Source organism: Pantoea sp. X-Soil-MYKO-1289 (assembly GCF_059730625.1).
In genome coordinates this window covers 511,662-531,774 of record NZ_AP036004.1, presented here as the reverse complement: position 1 = coordinate 531,774, position 20,113 = coordinate 511,662, and the positions used below count along the sequence as shown (strand labels likewise).

17 protein-coding genes are annotated in these 20,113 nt (G+C 61.0%); 9 read left to right on the top strand and 8 right to left on the bottom strand.

Annotated features, from left to right (window positions below):
- Positions 1 to 41: 41 nt before the first annotated feature.
- Entirely contained in the window at positions 42 to 293 is a 252-nt protein-coding gene (locus AC6I7Z_RS02605; RefSeq protein ID WP_497813037.1) for a hypothetical protein, read from the bottom strand.
- Between the two features lie 398 nt (positions 294 to 691).
- On the opposite strand from AC6I7Z_RS02605, the gene AC6I7Z_RS02600 reads away from it, so the two are divergent.
- The 3 genes from AC6I7Z_RS02600 (at position 692) to ddlA (ending at position 2,861) form a co-directional block, all read left to right on the top strand.
- Entirely contained in the window at positions 692 to 1,306 is a 615-nt protein-coding gene (locus tag AC6I7Z_RS02600) for a phage repressor protein CI (protein WP_497813036.1), read from the top strand.
- A 37-nt stretch (positions 1,307 to 1,343) separates the two neighbouring features.
- Positions 1,344 to 1,679 carry a hypothetical protein gene (locus AC6I7Z_RS02595; protein ID WP_497813035.1) on the top strand — a complete coding sequence of 112 codons (336 nt, stop codon included), beginning with the start codon at positions 1,344 to 1,346 and terminating at the stop codon, positions 1,677 to 1,679.
- Positions 1,680 to 1,766: 87 nt separating this feature from the next.
- Positions 1,767 to 2,861 carry a D-alanine--D-alanine ligase gene (gene ddlA / locus AC6I7Z_RS02590; protein ID WP_497813034.1) on the top strand — a complete coding sequence of 365 codons (1,095 nt, stop codon included), beginning with the start codon at positions 1,767 to 1,769 and terminating at the stop codon, positions 2,859 to 2,861.
- Between the two features lie 15 nt (positions 2,862 to 2,876).
- On the opposite strand, the gene AC6I7Z_RS02585 is transcribed toward ddlA, so the two are convergent.
- From AC6I7Z_RS02585 to AC6I7Z_RS02570, 4 genes are all read right to left on the bottom strand, one after another.
- On the bottom strand, positions 2,877 to 4,304 hold the full coding sequence (locus AC6I7Z_RS02585; RefSeq protein ID WP_497813033.1) for a GGDEF domain-containing protein: 1,428 nt from the start codon (positions 4,302 to 4,304) through the stop codon (positions 2,877 to 2,879).
- A 451-nt stretch (positions 4,305 to 4,755) separates the two neighbouring features.
- On the bottom strand, positions 4,756 to 6,225 hold the full coding sequence (locus AC6I7Z_RS02580) for a SulP family inorganic anion transporter (RefSeq protein WP_497815383.1): 1,470 nt from the start codon (positions 6,223 to 6,225) through the stop codon (positions 4,756 to 4,758).
- Positions 6,226 to 6,227: 2 nt separating this feature from the next.
- Positions 6,228 to 6,848: a carbonic anhydrase gene (locus AC6I7Z_RS02575; RefSeq protein WP_497813032.1), complete on the bottom strand. Its 621-nt coding sequence runs from the start codon at positions 6,846 to 6,848 to the stop codon at positions 6,228 to 6,230.
- A gap of 584 nt (positions 6,849 to 7,432) precedes the next feature.
- Positions 7,433 to 8,242, bottom strand: a complete 810-nt coding sequence (locus tag AC6I7Z_RS02570) for a 5'-nucleotidase, lipoprotein e(P4) family (protein ID WP_286870353.1) — start codon at positions 8,240 to 8,242, stop codon at positions 7,433 to 7,435.
- 98 nt (positions 8,243 to 8,340) lie between these two features.
- On the opposite strand from AC6I7Z_RS02570, the gene AC6I7Z_RS02565 reads away from it, so the two are divergent.
- Positions 8,341 to 9,054 (top strand): purine nucleoside phosphorylase YfiH/LACC1 family protein, encoded by a 714-nt coding sequence (locus tag AC6I7Z_RS02565; RefSeq protein ID WP_497813031.1) that lies wholly within the window; start codon positions 8,341 to 8,343, stop codon positions 9,052 to 9,054.
- 107 nt (positions 9,055 to 9,161) lie between these two features.
- A complete protein-coding gene (locus AC6I7Z_RS02560) occupies positions 9,162 to 11,177 on the top strand; it encodes an oxidoreductase (RefSeq protein WP_497813030.1) in 2,016 nt (671 codons plus the stop codon).
- Here the strand turns inward: AC6I7Z_RS02560 and rlmG are convergent, their stop codons facing one another.
- Positions 11,178 to 12,296, bottom strand: a complete 1,119-nt coding sequence (rlmG, locus tag AC6I7Z_RS02555; protein WP_033755027.1) for a 23S rRNA (guanine(1835)-N(2))-methyltransferase RlmG — start codon at positions 12,294 to 12,296, stop codon at positions 11,178 to 11,180. It abuts the gene before it with no gap.
- Positions 12,297 to 12,377: 81 nt separating this feature from the next.
- Between rlmG and AC6I7Z_RS02550 the strand changes: the two genes are divergently transcribed.
- Positions 12,378 to 12,881 carry a M48 metallopeptidase family protein gene (locus AC6I7Z_RS02550; protein ID WP_497813029.1) on the top strand — a complete coding sequence of 168 codons (504 nt, stop codon included), beginning with the start codon at positions 12,378 to 12,380 and terminating at the stop codon, positions 12,879 to 12,881.
- On the opposite strand, the gene AC6I7Z_RS02545 is transcribed toward AC6I7Z_RS02550, so the two are convergent.
- Complete coding sequence (locus AC6I7Z_RS02545; RefSeq protein ID WP_497813028.1) at positions 12,878 to 14,566, bottom strand: chloride channel protein; 1,689 nt, start codon at positions 14,564 to 14,566, stop codon at positions 12,878 to 12,880. The genes AC6I7Z_RS02550 and AC6I7Z_RS02545 overlap by 4 nt on opposite strands.
- A 147-nt stretch (positions 14,567 to 14,713) precedes the next feature.
- Here AC6I7Z_RS02545 and AC6I7Z_RS02540 point away from each other — a divergent pair, with 147 nt between their 5' ends.
- The 3 genes from AC6I7Z_RS02540 (at position 14,714) to sstT (ending at position 18,400) form a co-directional block, all read left to right on the top strand.
- The gene (locus AC6I7Z_RS02540) at positions 14,714 to 15,706 is read left to right on the top strand and encodes a Gfo/Idh/MocA family protein (RefSeq protein WP_497813027.1); all 993 of its coding nucleotides are present in this window, start codon (positions 14,714 to 14,716) and stop codon (positions 15,704 to 15,706) included.
- A 254-nt stretch (positions 15,707 to 15,960) separates the two neighbouring features.
- Complete coding sequence (locus AC6I7Z_RS02535) at positions 15,961 to 16,932, top strand: TerC family protein (protein WP_497813026.1); 972 nt, start codon at positions 15,961 to 15,963, stop codon at positions 16,930 to 16,932.
- A gap of 235 nt (positions 16,933 to 17,167) precedes the next feature.
- Positions 17,168 to 18,400: a serine/threonine transporter SstT gene (sstT, locus tag AC6I7Z_RS02530; protein ID WP_497813025.1), complete on the top strand. Its 1,233-nt coding sequence runs from the start codon at positions 17,168 to 17,170 to the stop codon at positions 18,398 to 18,400.
- Between the two features lie 220 nt (positions 18,401 to 18,620).
- Here sstT and AC6I7Z_RS02525 read toward each other — a convergent pair whose 3' ends face one another.
- Positions 18,621 to 20,111, bottom strand: a complete 1,491-nt coding sequence (locus tag AC6I7Z_RS02525) for a UxaA family hydrolase (RefSeq protein WP_497813024.1) — start codon at positions 20,109 to 20,111, stop codon at positions 18,621 to 18,623.
- Positions 20,112 to 20,113 lie beyond the last annotated feature (2 nt).

Here is a 20,113-nt window from a genome sequence, read left to right as displayed (position 1 = left end):
AGCCCGACGGGTTGACGTCATCGATTTGCGGTTAAGGTCAGTTACTCAGACAGATACTGGTCGGCGTCGGAAAAGGGACGCGGCAGCAGCCTGCCCCAGCGCACCAGTTTGTTCATGGCGGCAATAATCAGCGCGCGGCGGGGCTCATCGAAGGATTCAAAGGCGTCGCCGACCTCCTGTAGCCGGAAGCTCCCCGGTTTTTCCCGGTTCGCCAGCGTCAGCACGCAGAACTTAAATTCCTCGCTCTGCCGGTTGAAGGCGACCAGCGCCGGATTACGGCTGTCGCTCCGCATTCGCCGCCAGCTTCTGCGAAACTCATCGAAGCTCATGGCCGCCGCAGGTTCAGAGTGGCTATTCATCATAAGTGAATCACTCTGGCTGAAAGTTAACAGAAAAAGAGCCAGGCGTTTTCGTGACGCGCGCTGGCGCGCCTGGCACGCCGCGCGTCGCTGTAGCCAATGCGCCGGGCCTGGCGCAAAACCCAGACGAGAGGCGCTCTGCCTGGATAAAAAGCGCTGAAACGGGACGTTTTACGCCGATTCGTAATAAAAGGAGCGCAGCTATGGCATTTGTAATATCAGGCCTCATAGGGCATCATCTCCAGTTAACGTAATGTCAGTTATATGCGATAACATTCACAACGCAGTGATGCTAATTCAAATATGTTAGTAACACAAGAGGAAGCTCAAAAATGTTAGTCACTAATTTTAACGGGAGCGGCGGGGCTATCCTCGACAGGCTGATTCAGGCCTATGGGTTTAAACAAAAGTCGCAGTATGCCGAGCATGTCGGGCTCTCTTCGAGCAACCTGGCAATGCGTTATAAAAGAGACGCTTTCCCGGCTGATCTGGTGGTGCAGTGCCTTATCGATACCGATGCCGAACTAAACTGGATCCTCTATGGCCAGGGCAATCCGCCCAGCGCGGTGCAGGCGCAGAAGGCGGAAAAAGGCAGCGAAAGTCACCCGATGAAAAGCCTGACCGATATTGAGCGGGTTAAGTTAACAAATGGTGAACTCGCGCCTGTCGATTTTGTGACTCTGGAGAGCAAGCTGTTCCTGGATAAGGTGGCGCCCCACAGCAATCTGCTGGCGGTGATTGAAGGCGAGCAGCAGTACATCGTTAACCGCAGCTTTAAGGCGGTGGTGGACGGCAAATGGCTGCTGGATATTGAAGGCATGGCCAGCCTGCGCAACCTCGCGCGACTGCCTGGCGGCCGGGTCAGAATTAGCGGCGGCGACGCGGAATTTGAGTGCGCGCTGAACGACATTTCCGCCACCGGCATCGTGGTGATGACGTTAATTTAAAGGAGCCGCGCTTCGCCCAGGCGAACCGAACCGATACATGCGATTCAGACTTAACATTCTTATTCCCCTTCTTCTCCTCTGCGTAGCCGCCGGCTGGTACTGGCTGACGCCGCACTACAGCAAAGAGGATGAGGCCTACTACATCTCAGTATTCTGCGCGATTCACCATGACGACAGCCGCCGCTTTGTGGCGGATATGCGCACGGTGATCGAAGGCGGCAACTCCGACTATGCGCTGCAAAAAATCCGCTTCCAGCCGCGCCTCGGCCAGCACGTGGCGGACGCCTGGCAGACGCTGAGCGCCGGGCAAAAGGCGCAGGCCAGCGCCGACGCCGCCCAGTGCCGCGCCCTGCTCTCCGCTACGCTAAATTAAGCCGACGCTGCGCTGCGCCACGCCGTTACAGCGCGAAATCCGCGTGTTATCTTGTGGGTTTCGCAACATCTTTTCAGGCAAGCTCTAATGACAAAACTGCGGGTAGGCATTGTGTTCGGCGGCAAATCGGCCGAGCACGAAGTATCGTTACAGTCGGCTAAAAATATCCTTGATGCGATCGATAAAACGCGTTTCGAGCCGGTGCTGTTAGGCATTGATAAACAGGGTCAGTGGCATCTGAACGACGCCTCGAACTTTCTGATCAACGCGCAGGATCCGTCGCTGATCGCCCTTAACCGCGCCGGCGAAAGCGTGGCGCTGGTGCCGGGCGCGTCGCAGCAGCAGGTGATCGCTCGTCAGAGCGGTCATGCGCTGTCGCAGATCGATGTGATTTTCCCTATCGTGCACGGCACGCTCGGCGAAGATGGATCGCTGCAGGGCTTGCTGCGCATGGCGTCGCTGCCTTTTGTCGGCTCTGGCGTGCTCGGCTCGGCGGTCAGCATGGACAAAGACTTCACCAAACGCCTGCTGCGCGACGCCGGGCTGCAGGTCGCGCCCTGGATTAGCGTTACGCAGGCGCAGCGGTCGCGTATTCAGGCGGCGGAGATTGTCGCGCAGCTCGGACTGCCGCTGTTTATCAAACCGGCCAATCAGGGCTCTTCAGTGGGCGTCAGCAAAGTCGACAGCGTCGACGACTTCGACCGCGCGCTGGATCTCGCCTTTACCTTCGATCGCAAGGTGCTGATTGAAACCGGCATCAAAGGCCGCGAGATCGAGTGCGCGGTGCTGGGCAACGACGATCCGCAGGCGAGTCCGTGCGGCGAAGTGGTGGTGCACGACGCCTTCTACTCCTACGAGACCAAATATATCAGCGAAACCGGCGCGCAGACGCAGGTGCCAGCCGCCATCGACGCCGCGCGCAGCGAAGCGATCCGCGCCGTAGCGATTAAGGCGTTTCAGGCGCTGGAGTGCAGCGGAATGGCGCGCGTCGACGTTTTCCTGACGGAAGCGGGCGAGATTATCGTCAACGAGGTGAATACCCTGCCCGGCTTCACCAACATCAGCATGTATCCCAAGCTGTGGCAGGCAGCGGGACTCAGCTATCGCGATCTGATCACCCGCCTGATCGAGCTGGCGCTGGAGCGCCATCAGCAAACCAGCCAGCTGAAAAGCAGCGTTTAGTCGCGAAGCGGCGCGTTACGCCACGTCGCTGGTGGCCAGCGCAAGGGTTTTGAAAGCGGGCGTGGTCTGGTTGCGCCCGTTGCGCTTGGAGAGATAGAGGTTTTTATCCGCGGCGGAGATCAGCTGGTTAACCAGGCTGTGCCAGTCGCGCTCTTCGCCCGCCTTGCCCTGCGCCAGCCCCAGGCTGACGGTGACGGTGACGGTGTTGCCCTGCAGCCAGAACTTCTCTTTGCCGATCGCCTGCCGCACCGTCTCCGCCAGCTGGTAGAGCCGCTCGGGACGCGCGTCGAACAGCACGATGGCGAACTCCTCCCCGCCGAAACGGCAGATGCGCCCCTGCTTGCCCACCACTTGCTGCATGCGCAGCGCAATCTCCTCCAGTACGCCGTCGCCGGCATCATGGCCAAAGTTGTCGTTGATGGCTTTGAAATAGTCGACATCCAGCAGGATGACCCCGACGTTGCGCTGCGCCGAGAACGGCTCCTCTTTCAGGCTTTCATAGAGCCCGGAGCGCGACAGCAGCTGGGTAAGAAAATCGTAGTTGGCGCGCAGCGCGAGCCGCTGATTAAGCTGACGCACCGCATCCATGCTGACGGCGACGATCAGCGGGCTGATGGCGACGGTGGCGACGCCGAGACGCGCCGAGGTGAGATGGCTTAAATGCAGCAGGTTATCGTTGCCCTGAATGTTCATCACGCCGTGCGATACCAGCACAATTTCGCTGATGCCGGTCAGCAGGATCACCAGGCTGGTGACCGGGATCGGCAAGACGATGGCGCACCAGATCAGCGCCGGAACCGGAAAGGTCAGGCTGCCGGCGCCGCCCATCATCGCCCCGACCGCCAGCGACAGCAGCACGCTCAGCAGCGGCAGCCATTTGCCCGGCGAAAGCAGCGCGGCGAACGACAGGCCGCGCCAGTTGCGGGTCAGCAGGAAGGGCAGCAGCATCAGGCCGGTAGAGAACTGTTCGCTGAACCAGTCGCCCCAGGCGGTGGCGAAGCGGGTGTCGAAGCTTAAATCCTGCGCCAGCCCGCCCCAGGTGGCGCAGGCGAAGGCGGCCAGCAGGCAGGCGGGAAAGATGCGCAGCGCGTTGCTGATCTGTCTGCGATCGGAGTCGCGCAGGTAGTGCTTCACCAGCATCGAAACGGAGATAATGATAAACAGCAGGTTGGCGACGTTAAGCGTCACGGCGGGCCACGCCCAGCCGGAAAAGAGCGTGTCGTTCGCCACCATGGCGGCGAAGCTGGCAAGATAGTAGCGAATGCGGTGCAGCCAGGGATGCCGGACGATGACGGCGGCGACGATGGCGTTTACCGGCCAGAAGAGAGAAAGCTCCGCAGGCACGCGCAGATGGCTGCCCAAAAAGCAAAACAGCAGGGTGATAAGAAACAGCGAGAGGAGATTCGTTGTCGTGTTGTGCTCTGCAAACAGCTTAACGCGCATAGGTTTGAACCCTGTAGCCTGTAAATTCTCCGCTCCCTGCCCTTCCCGGACTTTCGCCGTACGCCATTAAACCGCACTTGCCGCCCGGGCAATTCAGTGAATAAACGGCAGAGATCGACGCTACTCGCAATCTGGGCTGCGCCGCCTGGCTTACGGCGCGCCAATTATGCCTTAAATAAAAAAATCGGCTATCCGAGATATCCGATTTTTCAGACAGCAACTAAGTCAAACTAGCGGGTGACATGGCCTGAAGAGCAAAGCGTCCCGCGACAAGGACAAAAACGCCGGGAGCGTTTTTGAACAACGCAGCGCGTTGGCCCGGCTACGGGCGCACCTCAAGGATGAGGTGCGTAATTGCGCGGGCCGAGCTGGCAGGGATGCCGTCTTTTGCGTCTTTGCGATCAGGCCATGTCACCCGCGTAATCACCTGACTAGCAGGCGAATCCCTCTTTTACTTCACCGCCACCGGCCACTGGCTGAGGCGAATGCCGCGCTTATCGGCGTTGTCGCCGAAATCCTTCAGCACCGCTTTCACGTCGGGATCCAGATACTCGGCGTTATCGTGATCCACAATCACCACGCTGTTCTCCGGGATCTCCGCCAGCAGCCCCTGCAGCTTCGGGTTGTGCAGAAAGGTCAGATTCTGCTGAAAGCGCAGCACATAGTGATCGTCATAGCGCGTCAGCTGCAGCGCGTTGCGGTGGCTCTTGTAGAGGCTGTACAGCATCTGCGTCGCCAGACCGATGCCGATACCTGCCAGCATGCCGAACAGGATAATGCCGCCGATGGTGGCGAGGAACGGCACGTACTGCTGCGCGCCCATGCGGAACTGCTCCATAAACAGGCGCGGCGTCGCCAGCTTATAGCCGGTATAGAGCAGCACCGCCGCCAGGCTGGCCAGCGGAATGGCGTTCAGCATATCGCTGAACCAGAGCCCGCAGATCAGCAGCAGCACGCCGTGGATCAGAATAGAGAGCTTAGTCTGCGCGCCAGTGCTGACGTTCACCGAACTGCGCACGATCACCGCGGTAATCGGCATGGCGCCCAGCAGGCCGGCGCTGAGGTTGCCGATCCCCTGCGCGAACATCTCGCGGTTGGGCGACGGCGGCGGATTCTGCGGGCGCAGCTTCTTCAGCGCCTCCTGGCTCAGCAGCGTCTCCAGGCTGGCGACCAGCGCCAGCGTCACCGCCACCACCCAGACCGACGGATTTTGCCACGCGTTCCAGGCCGGGCTCTCCAGCTGCGCCGCCAGCGCGGAGAGGCTGTCGAACTCCGGCAGCGCGATGCGCGACAGCTGGGCCGCCATCTCCGGCATCCACTCTCCGCCGAATACCGTGGCGGCGCAGCCGAACAGCACCGCCACCAGCGGACCGGGTATCCAGCCCAGCACGCCCGCCTTTTTCACCAGCGGCGTGGTCCAGAGCCAGAGGATCGCCAGACTGCCGCCGGCGACCAGCATCGCGGGCGCGGAAAAGGTCGCGGCGCCGCTGGCGAATCCGGCCAGACCGGCATCACCCTCGATCCCGAACGCCACCGGGATCTGCTGGATAATCAGCAAAATGCCGATAGCCGCCAGCATGCCTTTAATGACGCTGCCTGGCACCAGCGAGATAAAACGGCCGGCGCGCAGCAGGCCGAGGCCGCACTGCATCAGGCCAGCCAGCACCAGCGCGGTAAGAAAAGCGCTGAAGCTGCCGAGCGTCTCGATAGAGGCGACGACGATGGTCACCAGGCCCGCCGCCGGGCCGCTGACGGCAAAGCGCGACGGGCTAAGCGCGGTGACCAGCAGCCCGCCGATCACCCCGGTCAGCAGGCCGGCGAACGGCGGCAGTCCGCTCGCCTGCGCAATGCCCAGACAGAGCGGCAGCGCCACCAGAAAAACCACCAGGCCGGCAGGAATATCCTGACGAAGCGTATTCACATTCATGGCGAAGATTCCTCTGCTGATTGCTGGATTAACTCTTTAAGGTGGCCCGACTGCAGATCGTAAACGCAGCCGAACAGATCTAATGTCTGGCCCGCGCGCCACGCGTCGCGCACCGGGGCGGCGGCGGCGAGACGGGCGAACTGCGCCAGCACGTTAACCTCCACCAGCCGGTTCAGCGCCTCCGCGGCGATCTGCGGCGCGTCGGGCAGTCCATCCCCTAATGCCTGACGCAGCGCGGCGATACGGCGCGCCAGCGCCGACTCTTCCTGCGCCAGCGGGCTCTGCGGCAGGTCAATCGCCGCCTGAACGCCGCCGCAGCCGTAGTGGCCGCACAGCACGATGCGTTTTACGCCGAGATAGATGATGGCGTACTGCAGCACGCTCATCAGGTTGTCGTCGCCGTCGACCACCATGTTGGCGATATTGCGATGAACGAAGAGTTCGCCGGGATGCGAGCCGGTCAGGACTTCGGCCGGTACGCGGCTGTCTGAACAGCCAATCCAGAGTGAATGCGGTTTTTGTTGATGGAGGTATTTTTCAAAATAGTCAGGATTACGCTCGCGGCGCTGGAGCGCCCAGCTGCGATTTTTCGCTAATAAAGGTTTCAGTGTCGTCACAATCGTCTCTCTCAACAACCGGGGATCGAATATTCAGGCGAACAAGGCGGTGAACCGGCTCACCGTTAACCGGTGTCGGTTTAAGAAATAACGCAGTTGATCACAGAAATTGTTTATAGACGTTTATGATTGATTACGCATCCGTAATTTTTTTCCAGGCCAGGGCGGCCCGCTTTTTGTAAGGAATAATTCAACAGAGGTAAATTTCAGGTAAAGCTATTTAAGTATGCCTGATTTAAGCGACGCGGAAGAAACCATTAAATTTCATCAATATCAATTGATTGAAATAACCTTATTATTTAAAAGCTTTTCCTGCTGACAAATAATGACATTCCAGCTGGCGACATTTTTACACATGCTCAGTTACCAGCGGTACTTTATTACAGAAAAATCCGAATTAATTTTTTAACCAATAGCGATTAACACTGGCTGCTGGCAAAAAAGGCAGTGTAATAAACTTAATAAAGCTGGTTTTGAAAGTAAGAGATAATCAAATTAGTTTGCAGCAAAATAGTTACCTGCAAACGTAAATATCGACGGATAAAAACAAGAGCCTGCTGGCGCAGGCTCTTTCGCTTGACGAATTATTTACCGTTCCACGCTTTTAGCTGCGCATCGCGCGTTGAGAGCTGCTGCTGCGGCGTCAGCTTGTTATAGTTTTCCGCCATGCCGCTCTCCCAGTCGCCATAGAGCGGATTAGGCAACACAATAAACTGGGTGCCGAACAGCGCGTGGTTCTGGCTGACAAAGGCGCGACGCTGCGCGTTGCCCTGGTGCCAGGTCGCCGCGCCGAAATCGTTGAGGTTATCGCCGACGTAGAGCACCACGTTGTAGCCCGCCGCTTTGATGGCGTCGAAACGCGCCTGCTTGTTAGAACTGCCGGTGCTGAGGCGCACGGTCTGCGGCGTCACCTGCGGGAAGCCGAGCTGCGTCAGATTAGCGACGGTGGCGTCGAAATCTTTCTGGTCGCGGTTCGACACGTAAAACAGCGTGCCGCCGTGCGAAGTGACGTAGCGGGCGAAATCGACCGCGCCGGGCACCGCCAGCGCCTGCTTCGCCTGGGTCCACGTCGACCAGCTTTGCGCGCTGAACGGCTGGCCGTTTTTCGCCTGCCAGGCGCTGTAGGCGCTGTTGTCGATCATGGTTTCATCGAGATCGACGATCACCGCCTTGGGCTTGCCGGTGAGCGACGGCGCGGCGTCGAACGCCAGCCGCGCGCCGTTGAAGGCCTGCCACGTCAGCGCCTGATACTCGCCGGACTGCTGGAACCAGTTCAGGGCCAGCACCGACTGCTGGCCGAGCTGTTGCTGCGCATGTTGCGTTGTCTGCGAGGCGCAGCCCGACAGCATCAGCGCCATCAGGCCGCTGGTCAGCAGCGTTGCGGTCATTTTCATCCTGTTATCCTTAAGCCGAAAGTGGGAAGAGGTAACGCTTTCAAAATGTAGCAGTTAACCTAAGCTGAATGCAGCCAAACGCCTCAGAGGAGATTCATATGGGAATCCGCGTACGCTCTACCCTGCTTGATGCGCTGGAGTGGGTTGACTATGCCTTCCAGCCGGCAGGCGAAGCGCCGCCCGACGATGTCGCTTACGGCCATCAGCGCCACAGCGCCACGGTGGTGGATGACGAAGCCAACGTGCCGCCGAAAAGCTGCGAGTCCGACGGGATTATCGGACTGGGCGCCCGGCCGGTCGCGGTCTACACCGCCGACTGCCTGCCGGTGCTGATCGCCGATACGCAGCAGCGGCGCGTGGCGGCGGTGCATGCCGGGCTAAAAGGCACGCTGGCGGGCGTGCTGGAGCGCGCCGTCGACAGGCTGTGCGAAACAGGCAGCTCGCCGGACGGCCTTTATGTCGCCATCGGGCCAGCCATCGCGCCCTGCTGCTATGAGCTGGGCGAGGAGATGCTGAGCGCCGTCGCGCCCACGCTTTCTGGATCGCAGCCGCCCTGCTGGCAGCGCGAGCAGCCGCACAATCCGCTCGCCGTCAGGCCGCAGGCGAAGGCGACCCGCAACGGCGTCTGGTTCGATCTGCCGCAGCTGGCGACGCTAAGGCTGACAGAGGCGGGCGTGCCGGCGGCGAACATCGAAAACGTCAGCTTTTGCACCTACTGCATGGCGGAAACCGGCTCCAGCTATCGCCGCAATACCCACTTCAACAGCGGCTATCAGTCGCGCTTCTCATGGATACGCCGTCGGGGCGGCTAAGGCTCGCTTTTTTGATGCGCCTCACAGCGCGGCAAACTTTCACTTTTTTTTAACATCACGGCAGCTACATTACACTCATCCGACCACTTAACCTGAGTGATGCCGCCGTGAAGAGTCATGCCTACCCTGCCCTGTTCGCCCCGCTCGACCTGGGGTTTACGCAGCTGCGCAATCGCTTCCTGATGGGCTCGATGCATACCGGACTGGAAGAGCATGGCGACGGCGCCCAGCGCCTTGCCGCATTTTATGGCGAGCGCGCGCGCGAAGGCGTCGCGCTGATCGTCACCGGCGGCGTCGCGCCCAACGCGCAGGGCGTGGCGATGAAGCATGGCGCGACGCTGGTCTCGCCGGAACAGTGCGGCTGGCATCGCCAGATTACCGACGCGGTACATGCGGAAGGCGGCAAAATCGCCCTGCAGATCCTGCATACCGGCCGCTACAGCTACCAGCAGGATCTGGTGGCGCCCTCGGCGATCCAGGCGCCGATTAACCCTTATCTGCCGCAGGAGATGAGTGAGCAGGCGATCCTGCAAACCATCGACGACTTCGCACGCTGCGCGCGGCTGGCGCAGCGCGCGGGCTATGATGGCGTAGAGATCATGGGCTCGGAAGGCTACCTGATTAATCAGTTTTTAGCGCCGCGCACCAACCAGCGTAGCGACCGCTGGGGCGGCGACGCGACGCGCCGCCAGGCGTTCGCGCTGGCCGTCACCCGCGCGGTGCGCGACGCCGTGGGCCGCGACTTTATTGTGATTTTCCGCCTGTCGATGCTCGATCTGGTGGAGGACGGCAGCTCGCTGGAAGAGACGCTCACGCTGGCGACCGCGCTGGAGAAAAGCGGCGTCACCCTGTTCAATACCGGCATCGGCTGGCACGAAGCGCGCGTTCCCACCATCGCCACCTCGGTGCCGCGCGCGGCCTTCGCCTCGGCGGCGCGGCGGCTGCGCCAGCATGTTTCGGCCCCGGTGATCGCCACCAACCGCATCAACCATCCACAGGTAGCGGAACAGCTGTTGCAGAGCGGCTGCGCGGATATGGTGTCGCTGGCGCGCCCGTTTCTCGCCGACGCCGCCTTCGTCAGCAAATCGGCGCGCGGCGCGGCGGAGAGCATCAATACCTGCATCGCCTGCAACCAGGCCTGCCTCGACCAGATCTTTGTCGGCAAGATCACCTCCTGTCTGGTGAATCCGCGCGCCTGCCACGAAACCCTGATGCCGGTAACGCCCTGCGTCGCGCCGAAGGCTATCGCGGTAGTGGGCGCCGGTCCGGCAGGCATGGCCTTCGCCCTGCAGGCGGCGCAGCGCGGCCATCGGATAAGGCTCTACGACGCCGACGACGCCATCGGCGGCCAGTTCAACATCGCGCGCCAGATCCCCGGCAAAGCGGAGTTTAGCGAAACCCTGCGCTACTTCACCCACCAGCTTGCCGCGGCCGGCGTCGAGGTGCAAACCGGCCGTCGGGTGACGGCGGCGGATCTGGCCGAGGCGGACGAGGTGGTGCTGGCAACCGGCATTCAGCCGCGCACGCCGGCGATCCCCGGCATCGATCATCCGCGCGTGCTCAGCTACCTTGAGGTGCTGCGCGACAAAAAACCGGTAGGCCGCCGCGTCGCCATTATCGGCGCGGGCGGCATCGGCTTCGATACCGCCATGTACCTTTCTCAGCCGGCGGAGGCGCAGACCCGCGAAAGCTTCTGCCGCGAATGGGGCATCGACCTGACGCTGGCGCAGCGCGGCGGCCTGACGCACGCCGAGCCGCAGCCTGCCGCGCGCGCCATCTGGCTGCTGCAGCGCAAACTGGGCAAACCGGGCGCGGGCCTGGGCAAAACCACTGGCTGGATCCATCGCGCCACGCTGCAGGCGCGCGGCGTGCGCATGTGGGGCGGCGTCGAGTATCTGGCGATCGACGATGAGGGGCTACTGCTGCGCCGCGACGGCGCAGTGGAGAAAGTCGTCGTGGATAACGTGATTATCTGCGCCGGTCAGGAGCCGCAGCGCGAGCTGGAGGCGGCGCTGCGCGCCCACGGCAAAAGCGTTCACCTTATCGGCGGCGCCGACGTGGCGCTGGAGCTGGATGCCCGCCGGGCGATCGCCCAGGCGGTGCAGCTGGCGCTGGCAATCTGATCAGCGCATCTTCACCGCGCGCAGCACCACGAACTTCTGGTTCGAGGCCACCAGCGTGCAGTTGCCGAACAGTTTTTTCAGCTTATGGTGATAGTCGAGATGGCGGTTGCCGACGATGCGCAGCTCGCCGCCGTACTGCAGACAGCGTTTAGCGTCGCGGAACATCTGCCACGCCAGGTGATCGGTGACGGCGTGCTGCTGATGGAACGGCGGGTTGCAGAGCACGGCGTGCAGACGGTCTGAGGGATAGCCGCTCAGCACGTTGTTGACGCGAAAGACGCAGCGCGTCACATCCTGCGGGCGGTTCACCTCGACGTTGAGCTGGCTCGACGCCACCGCCATGTAAGACTCGTCAAGAAAATGCACTTCCGCCTGCGGATTGCTCTCCAGCGCCATCAGGCCGATCACCCCGTTGCCGCAGCCGAGATCGACGATCTCGCCTTCGATATTTTCCGGCAGATGATGCATAAAGAGGCGCGCGCCGATATCCAGCGAGGTGCGCGAGAAGACGTTGGCATGGTTGTGGATCTGCCAGGGCGTCTCGTCCAGCGGCCAGACGGTGGTTGCCGCCTGCGGCGCCAGCGTCGGCGCGCTGAACTGGGTGTAGATCAGACGCGCTTTTTTCCACGCCAGCGAAGTGCGCGTGTCGCCGAGGATCTTCTCGAACAGCTGCAGCGTGGAGTTATGGATCTCTTTAGCGCGCGCCGCCGCCAGGATCACCGTATCTGCGGTCACCACCTCGCGCAGGGCGCGCAGCTGCTGCTCCAGCAGCGCCAGGGTTTTCGGCACCTTGATCAGCACCGCGGCCGGCGCGGCGGGCAGCGGGTCGAGGCTGCTGAGAAAGCGCACTTCGCCGTCGTCAAGTTCATTGAGGCGCAGGTTTTGCCGCGTCGCCTGCTGGCTGAGCCAGGAGTCGCTGACGTGCCAGACCGGACGCGGGTTGAGCGCGCAGGTGAGCGCGCCGAAGCTGTCGTTGAACACCAGGATCGGGCCTTCCGGCAGCGTCTGCTGCAGCAAATATTCATCCGCCGCATCCCACGCCTGAAGCGGACTCTCTTCACGCATTTGCGGAAAACGATGCAGGATCAGGGTGCGATCCGCTAGTTCAAGTTGGCTCATGAATTCTCCGGCTGGTACAATCTGGCTGTTTTACGCCCTAAAAAGGGGGCGCAGTATACTGTCTTTCGCCGGGAATCCCTAATGTCCTCACTCATCTATCTGCAGGGTTATCCTGAGAACATCCTTCAGCAGGTTCAGACGCTGATCAAACATGAAAAGCTTGGCGCTTTTTTGCAGCAGCGCTATCCCGACAGCCACAATATCGTTAGCGATAAAGCGTTATATGACTATACCCAGGCGCTGAAAAATCGCTTTATGCGCAACGCGCCGCCGATAAGCAAAGTGATCTGGGATAATAAAATCAAGGTGATGAAACACGCGCTGGGCCTGCATACGGCCGTTTCGCGCGTTCAGGGCGGCAACCTCAAAGCCAAAGCGGAGATCCGCGTCTCGACCTTTTTCCGCCTCGCTCCCGAGCCTTTCCTGCGCATGATCGTGGTGCACGAGCTGGCGCACCTGAAAGAGAAAGATCACGACAAGGCGTTCTATCAGCTCTGCTGCCATATGGAGCCGGACTACCATCAGCTGGAGTTCGACGCTCGCCTCTGGATGACGGATCAGGCGATGCGCGGCAACGCGGCCTAAAGGAACTCCTGCGCTTTCTGGATCAGGCTGGTTTTGGTCAGCGCGCCGAGAAAACGCTTCTCCTGCGGATTATTCAGCACCGGCAGGCGCTCCAGCGTCACGCGCGCGAACGCCTCCCAGCCTTCGCGCATGCTCTGGTTCTGGTAGACGAAGGGAAAGTTGTCGTCCATGACCGTAGAGACCGGCGAATCGAGCGTGATCTCCTGCGCCAGCACTTTGCGCGCGATATCATGGATCGAGACCACGCCGAGAAAAGCGCCCGCCGCGTTAATTACGTAGACGTAGCGCTCGCGCTTCAGCGAGCTGACCGCCAGCGCCTGCCCCACCGACTCCTGCGGCTGCAGCGCCGCCCCCGGAATTATCAGTTGCGCCACGCGCATGTTGTCGAAGTCATATTTCGCCTCCGAGCGGTTAAAGTGATTGCCGACCACCGGATAGGTGCTGGCGGACTGCAGGCGATAGACCACCATCGACGCCAGCACGGCGGCGATCATCACCGGAAAAAGCAGCGAGCTGTTGAGGGTCATCTCCAGCACCATCAGGATCGCCATCAGCGGCGCCTGGCTGACGGCGGCCAGCACCGCCGCCATGCCGATGGCCGCATAGAGCAGCACGTTGCCGAGCGGCAGATGCAGCGCCGCGCCCAGCGTCGCCAGCGCCACGCCCAGCAGCGCGCCAATCAGCAGCGACGGCGTAAAAAGACCGCCCACCGCGTTGGAGCCGACCGACAGCGTGGTCGCCAGCGTCTTCAGCAGCAGCAGCAGCAGCAGGCCCGGCAGCAGATAGTCGCCCGCCATGATTTTGACGATCACTTCGTAGCCGTTGCCCAGGATATCGGTGGAGATCAGCGCCAGCAGCCCCACCGCCAGCCCGCCGGCGCCCAGCCGCAGCGGCAGCGAACGGATATGGCCGAACAGCGCTTTGCTGCGCGCGATAAGCTTAATCAGCAGCCAGCCCGCCAGCCCGGCGGCCAGGCCAATGACCACCGTTAGCAGCAGGCTGCTTACGTCCATCTGAAAGCTGACGTCCGCCAGCGGATAGAGCGCATTGCGGAAGCCCAGCGACCACATGGTCATCACGGCGACCGACGAGGCGATCACCAGCGGGATCAGGCGCTGCAGCGCCGAAATGCCGAAGGCGATTTCAGCCACGAAAATCGCCGACGCCAGCGGCGCATGGTAGACCGATGACAGCCCGGCGGCGGCGGCCATCGCCACCACGTCGCTGTTTTTGAGGTTGAGCGAGGCGGGGATCCAGCGGCCCAGCACGCTGCCGCACAGCGCGGAGAGCTGCACCATCGGCCCCTCTTTACCGATAGAGGCGCCCGAGCCGATACTGGCGATAGAGGAGAGCGCGCGAAACAGCGAGGTGCGGGTCGGCACCGCGTCGAGCCGCGCGTTAATCACTTCCAGATAGTCGGTCTTTACCGTTTGCTGCTGTTCAATGCTCACCGCGTAGCGCAGGAAAAAGCCCGCCAGCACGCCGCCCGCGCCCACCAGCAGCGGCCAGAAGATCCATGGCCAGACGTGCATCGCCACGGTAATCTCACTGTCGCTGTTGAACAGCAAACGGTTGATCAGCTCGATAACGCCGCGAAACGCCAGCGTCACCAGCGACGCCGCCAGTCCGACCGGGATCGCCACCAGCAGCGTGGTCCAGTTAAGTGCGTGTTTACTTCCTTTCAAGCGCCTTCTCCACCTTTTTCAGCCAGTCGCCGTTGCATCATCACTATATTGGAAGGCGGATCGCAGGATCAAATTCCCTTTGTTTCCAACGCTTGCGCCCAATGCACGGCGTGCTACTCTGCCGCTATTTGCCGCAGGAGAGCCGACGTGATCCGTTTTGCTATTGTGGGAACCAACTGGATAACGCGCCAGTTTATCGATGCCGCGCATGAAACTGGCCATCTGCGTCTGAACGCCATCTATTCGCGTTCGCAGCAGCAGGCGGAAACCTTCGCCGCAGACTATCCCTGTTCGCATCTCTTTACCTCGCTGGAGGCGCTGGCCGCCAGCGATCTTATCGACGCGGTTTATCTGGCGAGCCCTAACGCCCTGCACTGCGAGCAGGCGATGCTGTTTATGTCGCACGGCAAGCACGTTATCTGCGAAAAGCCGCTCGCCTCCAACCTGCGCGAGGCGGAGCGGATGATCGCCTGCGCGCGCCAGCATCAGGTGGTGCTGTTCGAGGCGTTTAAAACCGCCAGCCTGCCTAATTTCGCGCAGCTGCAGCAGGCGCTGCCCGCCATCGGGCCGCTGCGCAAGGCGCTGTTCAGCTACTGCCAGTATTCGTCGCGCTATCAGCGCTACCTCGACGGCGAGAATCCCAACACCTTTAATCCGCGCTGGTCGAACGGCTCGATAATGGATATCGGCTACTACTGCCTGGCGACGGCGGTGGCGTTGTGGGGCGCGCCGCAGGCGGTAAGCGCACGCGCGACGCTGCTGGCCAGCGGGGTCGACGGCCACGGCAGCGTGCTGCTCGACTACGGCGATTTCGACGTCACGCTGCTGCACTCCAAGGTCAGCGACTCGCGCATCGCCAGCGAAATTCAGGGCGAAGCGGGCTCGCTGCTGATCGAAAAGCTGTCGGAGATGCAGTCGGTCAGCCTGGTGCCGCGCCATAGCGCCGCCCAGGCGCAGGATCTTAGCCAGCCGCAGCATATCAATACCATGCTTTATGAGGCCCAGACCTTTGCGCAGCTGGTGCGGCAGCGTCATGTCGCCCATCCAGGGCTGGAAACGTCGCGCATCACCGCCGCGCTGCTGACCGAAATTCGCCGCCAGACCGGCGTGATTTTCCCTGCCGACGAGCAGGTTGTGTAAATATGTCTAAATATGAATGGCCCGCTCTTGCCTCTTTCATGGCCAGCGCCTATCTTAACGGACAGCAAAGGGGAGTAACTTGTAAGCTGCACGATCGTCATTACGATGCGTAAGCATCCGGTCGGCAGGCAACCCGGAATCTGATTCTGCGTTGTAAGTGAGACCTTGCCGGAAGGCGAGGTTTGCTTACAACCCTGTAAAGCGGCTGACGTCTTCTGACTTCAGCCGTTTTTTATTTCAGGGCAGGAAACGCTATGCAGACAGTAGGAACGCCTCTTCTCTGGGGCAGCTTTGCGGTGGTGGTGCTGATTATGCTGGCGATCGATCTCTTTTTGCAGGGACGACGCGGCGCGCAGACCATGAGTTTTAAACAGGCGGCCGTCTGGTCGCTGATTTGGGTGTCGGTGTCGCTGCTGTTCAGCGCCGCCTTCTGGTGGTATCTCGAGGGGAGCGCCGGGCGCGAAGTCGCCACCACGCAAACCCTGGCATTTTTGACCGGTTATGTGCTGGAAAAGGCGCTGGCGGTCGATAACGTCTTCGTCTGGCTGATGCTCTTCAGCTACTTCTCTATTCCCGCCGCGCTGCAGCGCCGCGTGCTGATTTACGGCGTGCTGGGCGCTATCGTGCTGCGCACTATTATGATCTTCGCGGGCAGCTGGCTGGTGACGCAGTTTAGCTGGATCCTCTATCTGTTCGGCGCTTTCCTGCTGCTGACCGGCCTGAAGATGGCCTTCTCCAGAGAGGATGATGAGAACGCGGTGGGCGACAAGCCGGTAGTACGCTGGCTGCGCAAGCATCTGCGCATGACCGACGAGCTAGAGGGCGAAAAGTTTTTCACCCGCAGGAACGGCGTGCTGTTTGCGACGCCGCTGCTGCTGGTGCTGATTATGGTTGAGCTGAGCGACGTGATTTTTGCGGTCGACAGTATTCCGGCGATCTTCGCTGTGACCACCGATCCCTTTATCGTGCTGACCTCTAACCTGTTCGCTATTCTCGGCCTGCGCGCGATGTACTTTCTGCTGGCCAACGTCGCCGAGCGTTTCTCGATGCTTAAATATGGCCTGGCGATCGTGCTGGTCTTTATCGGCATTAAGATGCTGATCGTCGAGTTCTACCATATTCCGGTGGCGATCTCGCTGGGCGTCGTCGGCGCGATCCTCGGCTCGACCCTGTTGATCAACGCCTGGGTGAATCGCAAAAACGACCAGAAAAAGATCGCGCAATAATCCGCTACAGGGGCAGGTAATGCCCCTGTTTTATTTTGCCAGCTCCGGATGCGACATTTCATCCCTCTGTCACACCTTCTTCATACAGCATATTAGAAATCCGATCCGCCTCGCACCGGCAGAATTATCTCTTTCTTCGCCCGCTCTTTTCCTTATACTCCGCCGGGCAAACCGCTTCAGGCGCGTTAATCGACGCCCTCTGAGGCCACATCCCGCTACAACCTAAAGAACAATTATGCAGAACTCACTTTCCGCTCGTCTGGGCGCCCTGTTCGCAGGAAGTCTGGTGAAACAAATTATGGTAGGACTGGTGGCCGGCGTGGCGCTGGCCTGGGTCTCGAAGGATACCGCACTGGCCGTCGGCCTGCTGGGCGAGCTTTTCGTCAGCGCGCTGAAAGCCGTGGCGCCGCTGCTGGTACTGGTGCTGGTGATCGCTTCGATCGCTAATCACCAGCAGGGGCAGAAGAGCAATATCAAACCGATCATCGTGCTCTATCTGTTGAGCACCTTTTTCGCTGCGGTGGTGGCGGTGGTGTTTAGCCATCTGGCGCCTCAGACGCTGACGCTGGCCGTAGGCACCACCGAAATCACGCCGCCGTCAGGTATTACCGAGGTGCTGCGCGGCCTGCTGATGAGCATGGTAGCGAACCCCATCACCGCGCTGATGCAGGCCAACTATATCGGCATTCTGGTATGGGCGATTGGTCTGGGCCTGGCGTTCCGCCATAGCTCACAGAGCACGCGCGATCTGCTTAACGACGCCTCACATGCCGTGACGCAGCTGGTACGCTGCGTTATTCGCTGCGCGCCAATCGGCATCTTCGGCCTTGTCGCCTCAATTCTGGCATCAACCGGTTTCGGCGCGCTGTGGCAATACGCCCATCTGCTGGCGCTGCTGCTGGGCTGTATGCTGCTGATGGCGCTGGTGGTGAATCCGCTGCTGGTTTATAGCAAGATCCGTCGCAATCCCTATCCGCTGGTGTTTACCTGCTTGCGCGAGAGCGGCGTGACCGCCTTCTTTACCCGCAGCTCGGCGGCCAATATTCCGGTGAATATGGCGCTGGCGAAACGCCTGAATCTGGATGAGGATACCTATTCGGTGTCGATTCCGCTGGGCGCCACCATCAGTATGGCGGGCGCGTCCATCACGATTACCGTGCTGACGCTGGCGGCGGTGCATACGCTGGGCATTGATGTTGATGTCCCTACGGCCATTTTGCTTAGCCTGGTGGCCTCGCTGTGCGCCTGCGGCGCATCCGGCGTGGCGGGCGGTTCGCTGCTGCTGATCCCGGTCGCCTGCAATATGTTCGGCATTCCCAACGATCTGGCGATGCAGGTGGTCGCGGTCGGCTTCATTATCGGCGTGCTGCAGGATTCCGCCGAAACGGCGCTAAACTCCTCGACCGATATTCTGTTTACCGCGGCGGTGTGTCAGGCGGAAGCCGAGCGCGAAACCAGCCGGGCTTGATAACAAAATGGCGACCATACAGGTCGCCAGTCTATGCGCTGACGTTGATGTAGCTGCTTCAGACGGCGCAAAAGCTCAAAAAGCGGGTGGCATGGAACGAAGAGCAAAGCGTCCCGCGCCATGGATGGCGCGGGCCGAGCGAGCAGGGATGCGTAAAGCGACTTTGCGATCGATCCATGCCACCCGCGACAGTGCCCAGCGAAAAGACAGCAATGGCGATCTATAACGTCACGCCGCTTTTAAAAATCGCCAGCTCGCGAAAATCGTTCTTCTCGTTGTTGGTCAGCTCACCGCTGGCAATCGCCACGATGGTGTCGACGAAATCCTCCAGCAGCGCATCCATGCTCATTCCCTCCAGCAGACGACCGGCGTTAAAGTCAATCCAGTGCGGCTTCTTCTCCGCCAGCGGCGAGTTGGTCGCCAGCTTCACCGTCGGCACGAAGCCGCCGTAGGGCGTGCCGCGTCCGGTGCTGAACAGCACCATATGACAGCCCGCGCCCGCCAGCGCGCTGGTGGCGACCGCGTCGTTGCCCGGCGCGCTCAGCAGATTCAGCCCCGGCGTCTTCAGCCGCTCGCCATACTTCAGCACGTCCACCACCTGGCTGGAGCCCGCCTTCTGGGTGCAGCCCAGCGACTTCTCCTCCAGCGTGGTAATGCCGCCTGCTTTATTGCCCGGCGACGGGTTCTCATAAATCGGCTGCTGATGGTCGATAAAATAGCGCTTAAAGTCGTTGATCATCGCCACCGTCTTATCAAAGGTCGACTCATCGCGACAGCGGCTCATCAGAATACGCTCCGCGCCGAACATCTCCGGCACTTCGGTCAGCACCGTGGTGCCGCCGTTGGCGATCATCTGATCGGAGAAACGCCCCAGCAGCGGGTTGGCGGTAATGCCGGAGAAGCCGTCCGAGCCGCCGCACTCCAGGCCGAACTTCAGCTCGCTCAGCTTGCCCGGCTGGCGCTTGTCGTGGCGCATCGCCTCATACAGGGCGCGCAGATGCTCCAGCCCAGCCTCTACTTCATCGTCGTGCTGCTGGCACACCATATACTGGATGCGATCGCTCTCCGGCAGGCCCAGCGTCTCGCGAAAGGCATCAACCTGATTGTTTTCGCAGCCGAGCCCGATCACCAGCACTGCGCCGGCGTTGGGATGACGCACCATATTTTGCAGCATGGTGCGGGTATTCTCATGATCCTGGCCCAGCTGCGAACAGCCGAAGGTATGGCTAAACAGAAACGCGCCGTCGGTGCCCGCCGCGTTGTCAGTCTCTTTCAAAAAGCGCTGCAGGATCTGACGCGCGATGCCGTTGACGCAGCCCACGGTCGGCAGGATCCACAGCTCGTTGCGGATCCCGACGTCGCCGTTAGCGCGGCGATAGATCTGCACCTCGCGATCGCCCGGCTGCGGCGGCACCTCAACAAACTCTGGGCGGTAGTCGTACTCGTCCAGATCGCTCAGGTTGGTGCGCGCGTTGCTGGAGTGGATCACCTCGCCTGCGGCGATCGCCTGCGTGGCATGGGCGATCGGCAGCCCATACTTGATCACCAGCTCGCCCTCGGCAATGGGCCGCAGCGCGAACTTATGGCCGCGCGTCACCGCCTGCTGTAGCTGCACCGATATCTGCTGCAGATCGATGGTCTGCCCCGCCTCTAAGTCGCGCAGCGCCACGGCGACGTTATCCTGAGAGTGAATCTTAATCGCGTCTTGCATAG

Coding starts and splice junctions, on each gene's coding strand:
- AC6I7Z_RS02595 (WP_497813035.1), top strand. CDS start 1,344: ATGCGATTCAGACTTAACATTCTTATTCCCCTTCTTCTCCTCTGCGTA.
- AC6I7Z_RS02550 (WP_497813029.1), top strand. CDS start 12,378: ATGTCCTCACTCATCTATCTGCAGGGTTATCCTGAGAACATCCTTCAG.
- sstT (WP_497813025.1), top strand. CDS start 17,168: ATGCAGAACTCACTTTCCGCTCGTCTGGGCGCCCTGTTCGCAGGAAGT.
- AC6I7Z_RS02585 (WP_497813033.1), bottom strand. CDS start 4,304: ATGCGCGTTAAGCTGTTTGCAGAGCACAACACGACAACGAATCTCCTC.
- AC6I7Z_RS02605 (WP_497813037.1), bottom strand. CDS start 293: ATGCGGAGCGACAGCCGTAATCCGGCGCTGGTCGCCTTCAACCGGCAG.
- rlmG (WP_033755027.1), bottom strand. CDS start 12,296: ATGAGCCAACTTGAACTAGCGGATCGCACCCTGATCCTGCATCGTTTT.
- AC6I7Z_RS02570 (WP_286870353.1), bottom strand. CDS start 8,242: ATGAAAATGACCGCAACGCTGCTGACCAGCGGCCTGATGGCGCTGATG.
- AC6I7Z_RS02565 (WP_497813031.1), top strand. CDS start 8,341: ATGGGAATCCGCGTACGCTCTACCCTGCTTGATGCGCTGGAGTGGGTT.
- AC6I7Z_RS02600 (WP_497813036.1), top strand. CDS start 692: ATGTTAGTCACTAATTTTAACGGGAGCGGCGGGGCTATCCTCGACAGG.
- ddlA (WP_497813034.1), top strand. CDS start 1,767: ATGACAAAACTGCGGGTAGGCATTGTGTTCGGCGGCAAATCGGCCGAG.
- AC6I7Z_RS02535 (WP_497813026.1), top strand. CDS start 15,961: ATGCAGACAGTAGGAACGCCTCTTCTCTGGGGCAGCTTTGCGGTGGTG.
- AC6I7Z_RS02525 (WP_497813024.1), bottom strand. CDS start 20,111: ATGCAAGACGCGATTAAGATTCACTCTCAGGATAACGTCGCCGTGGCG.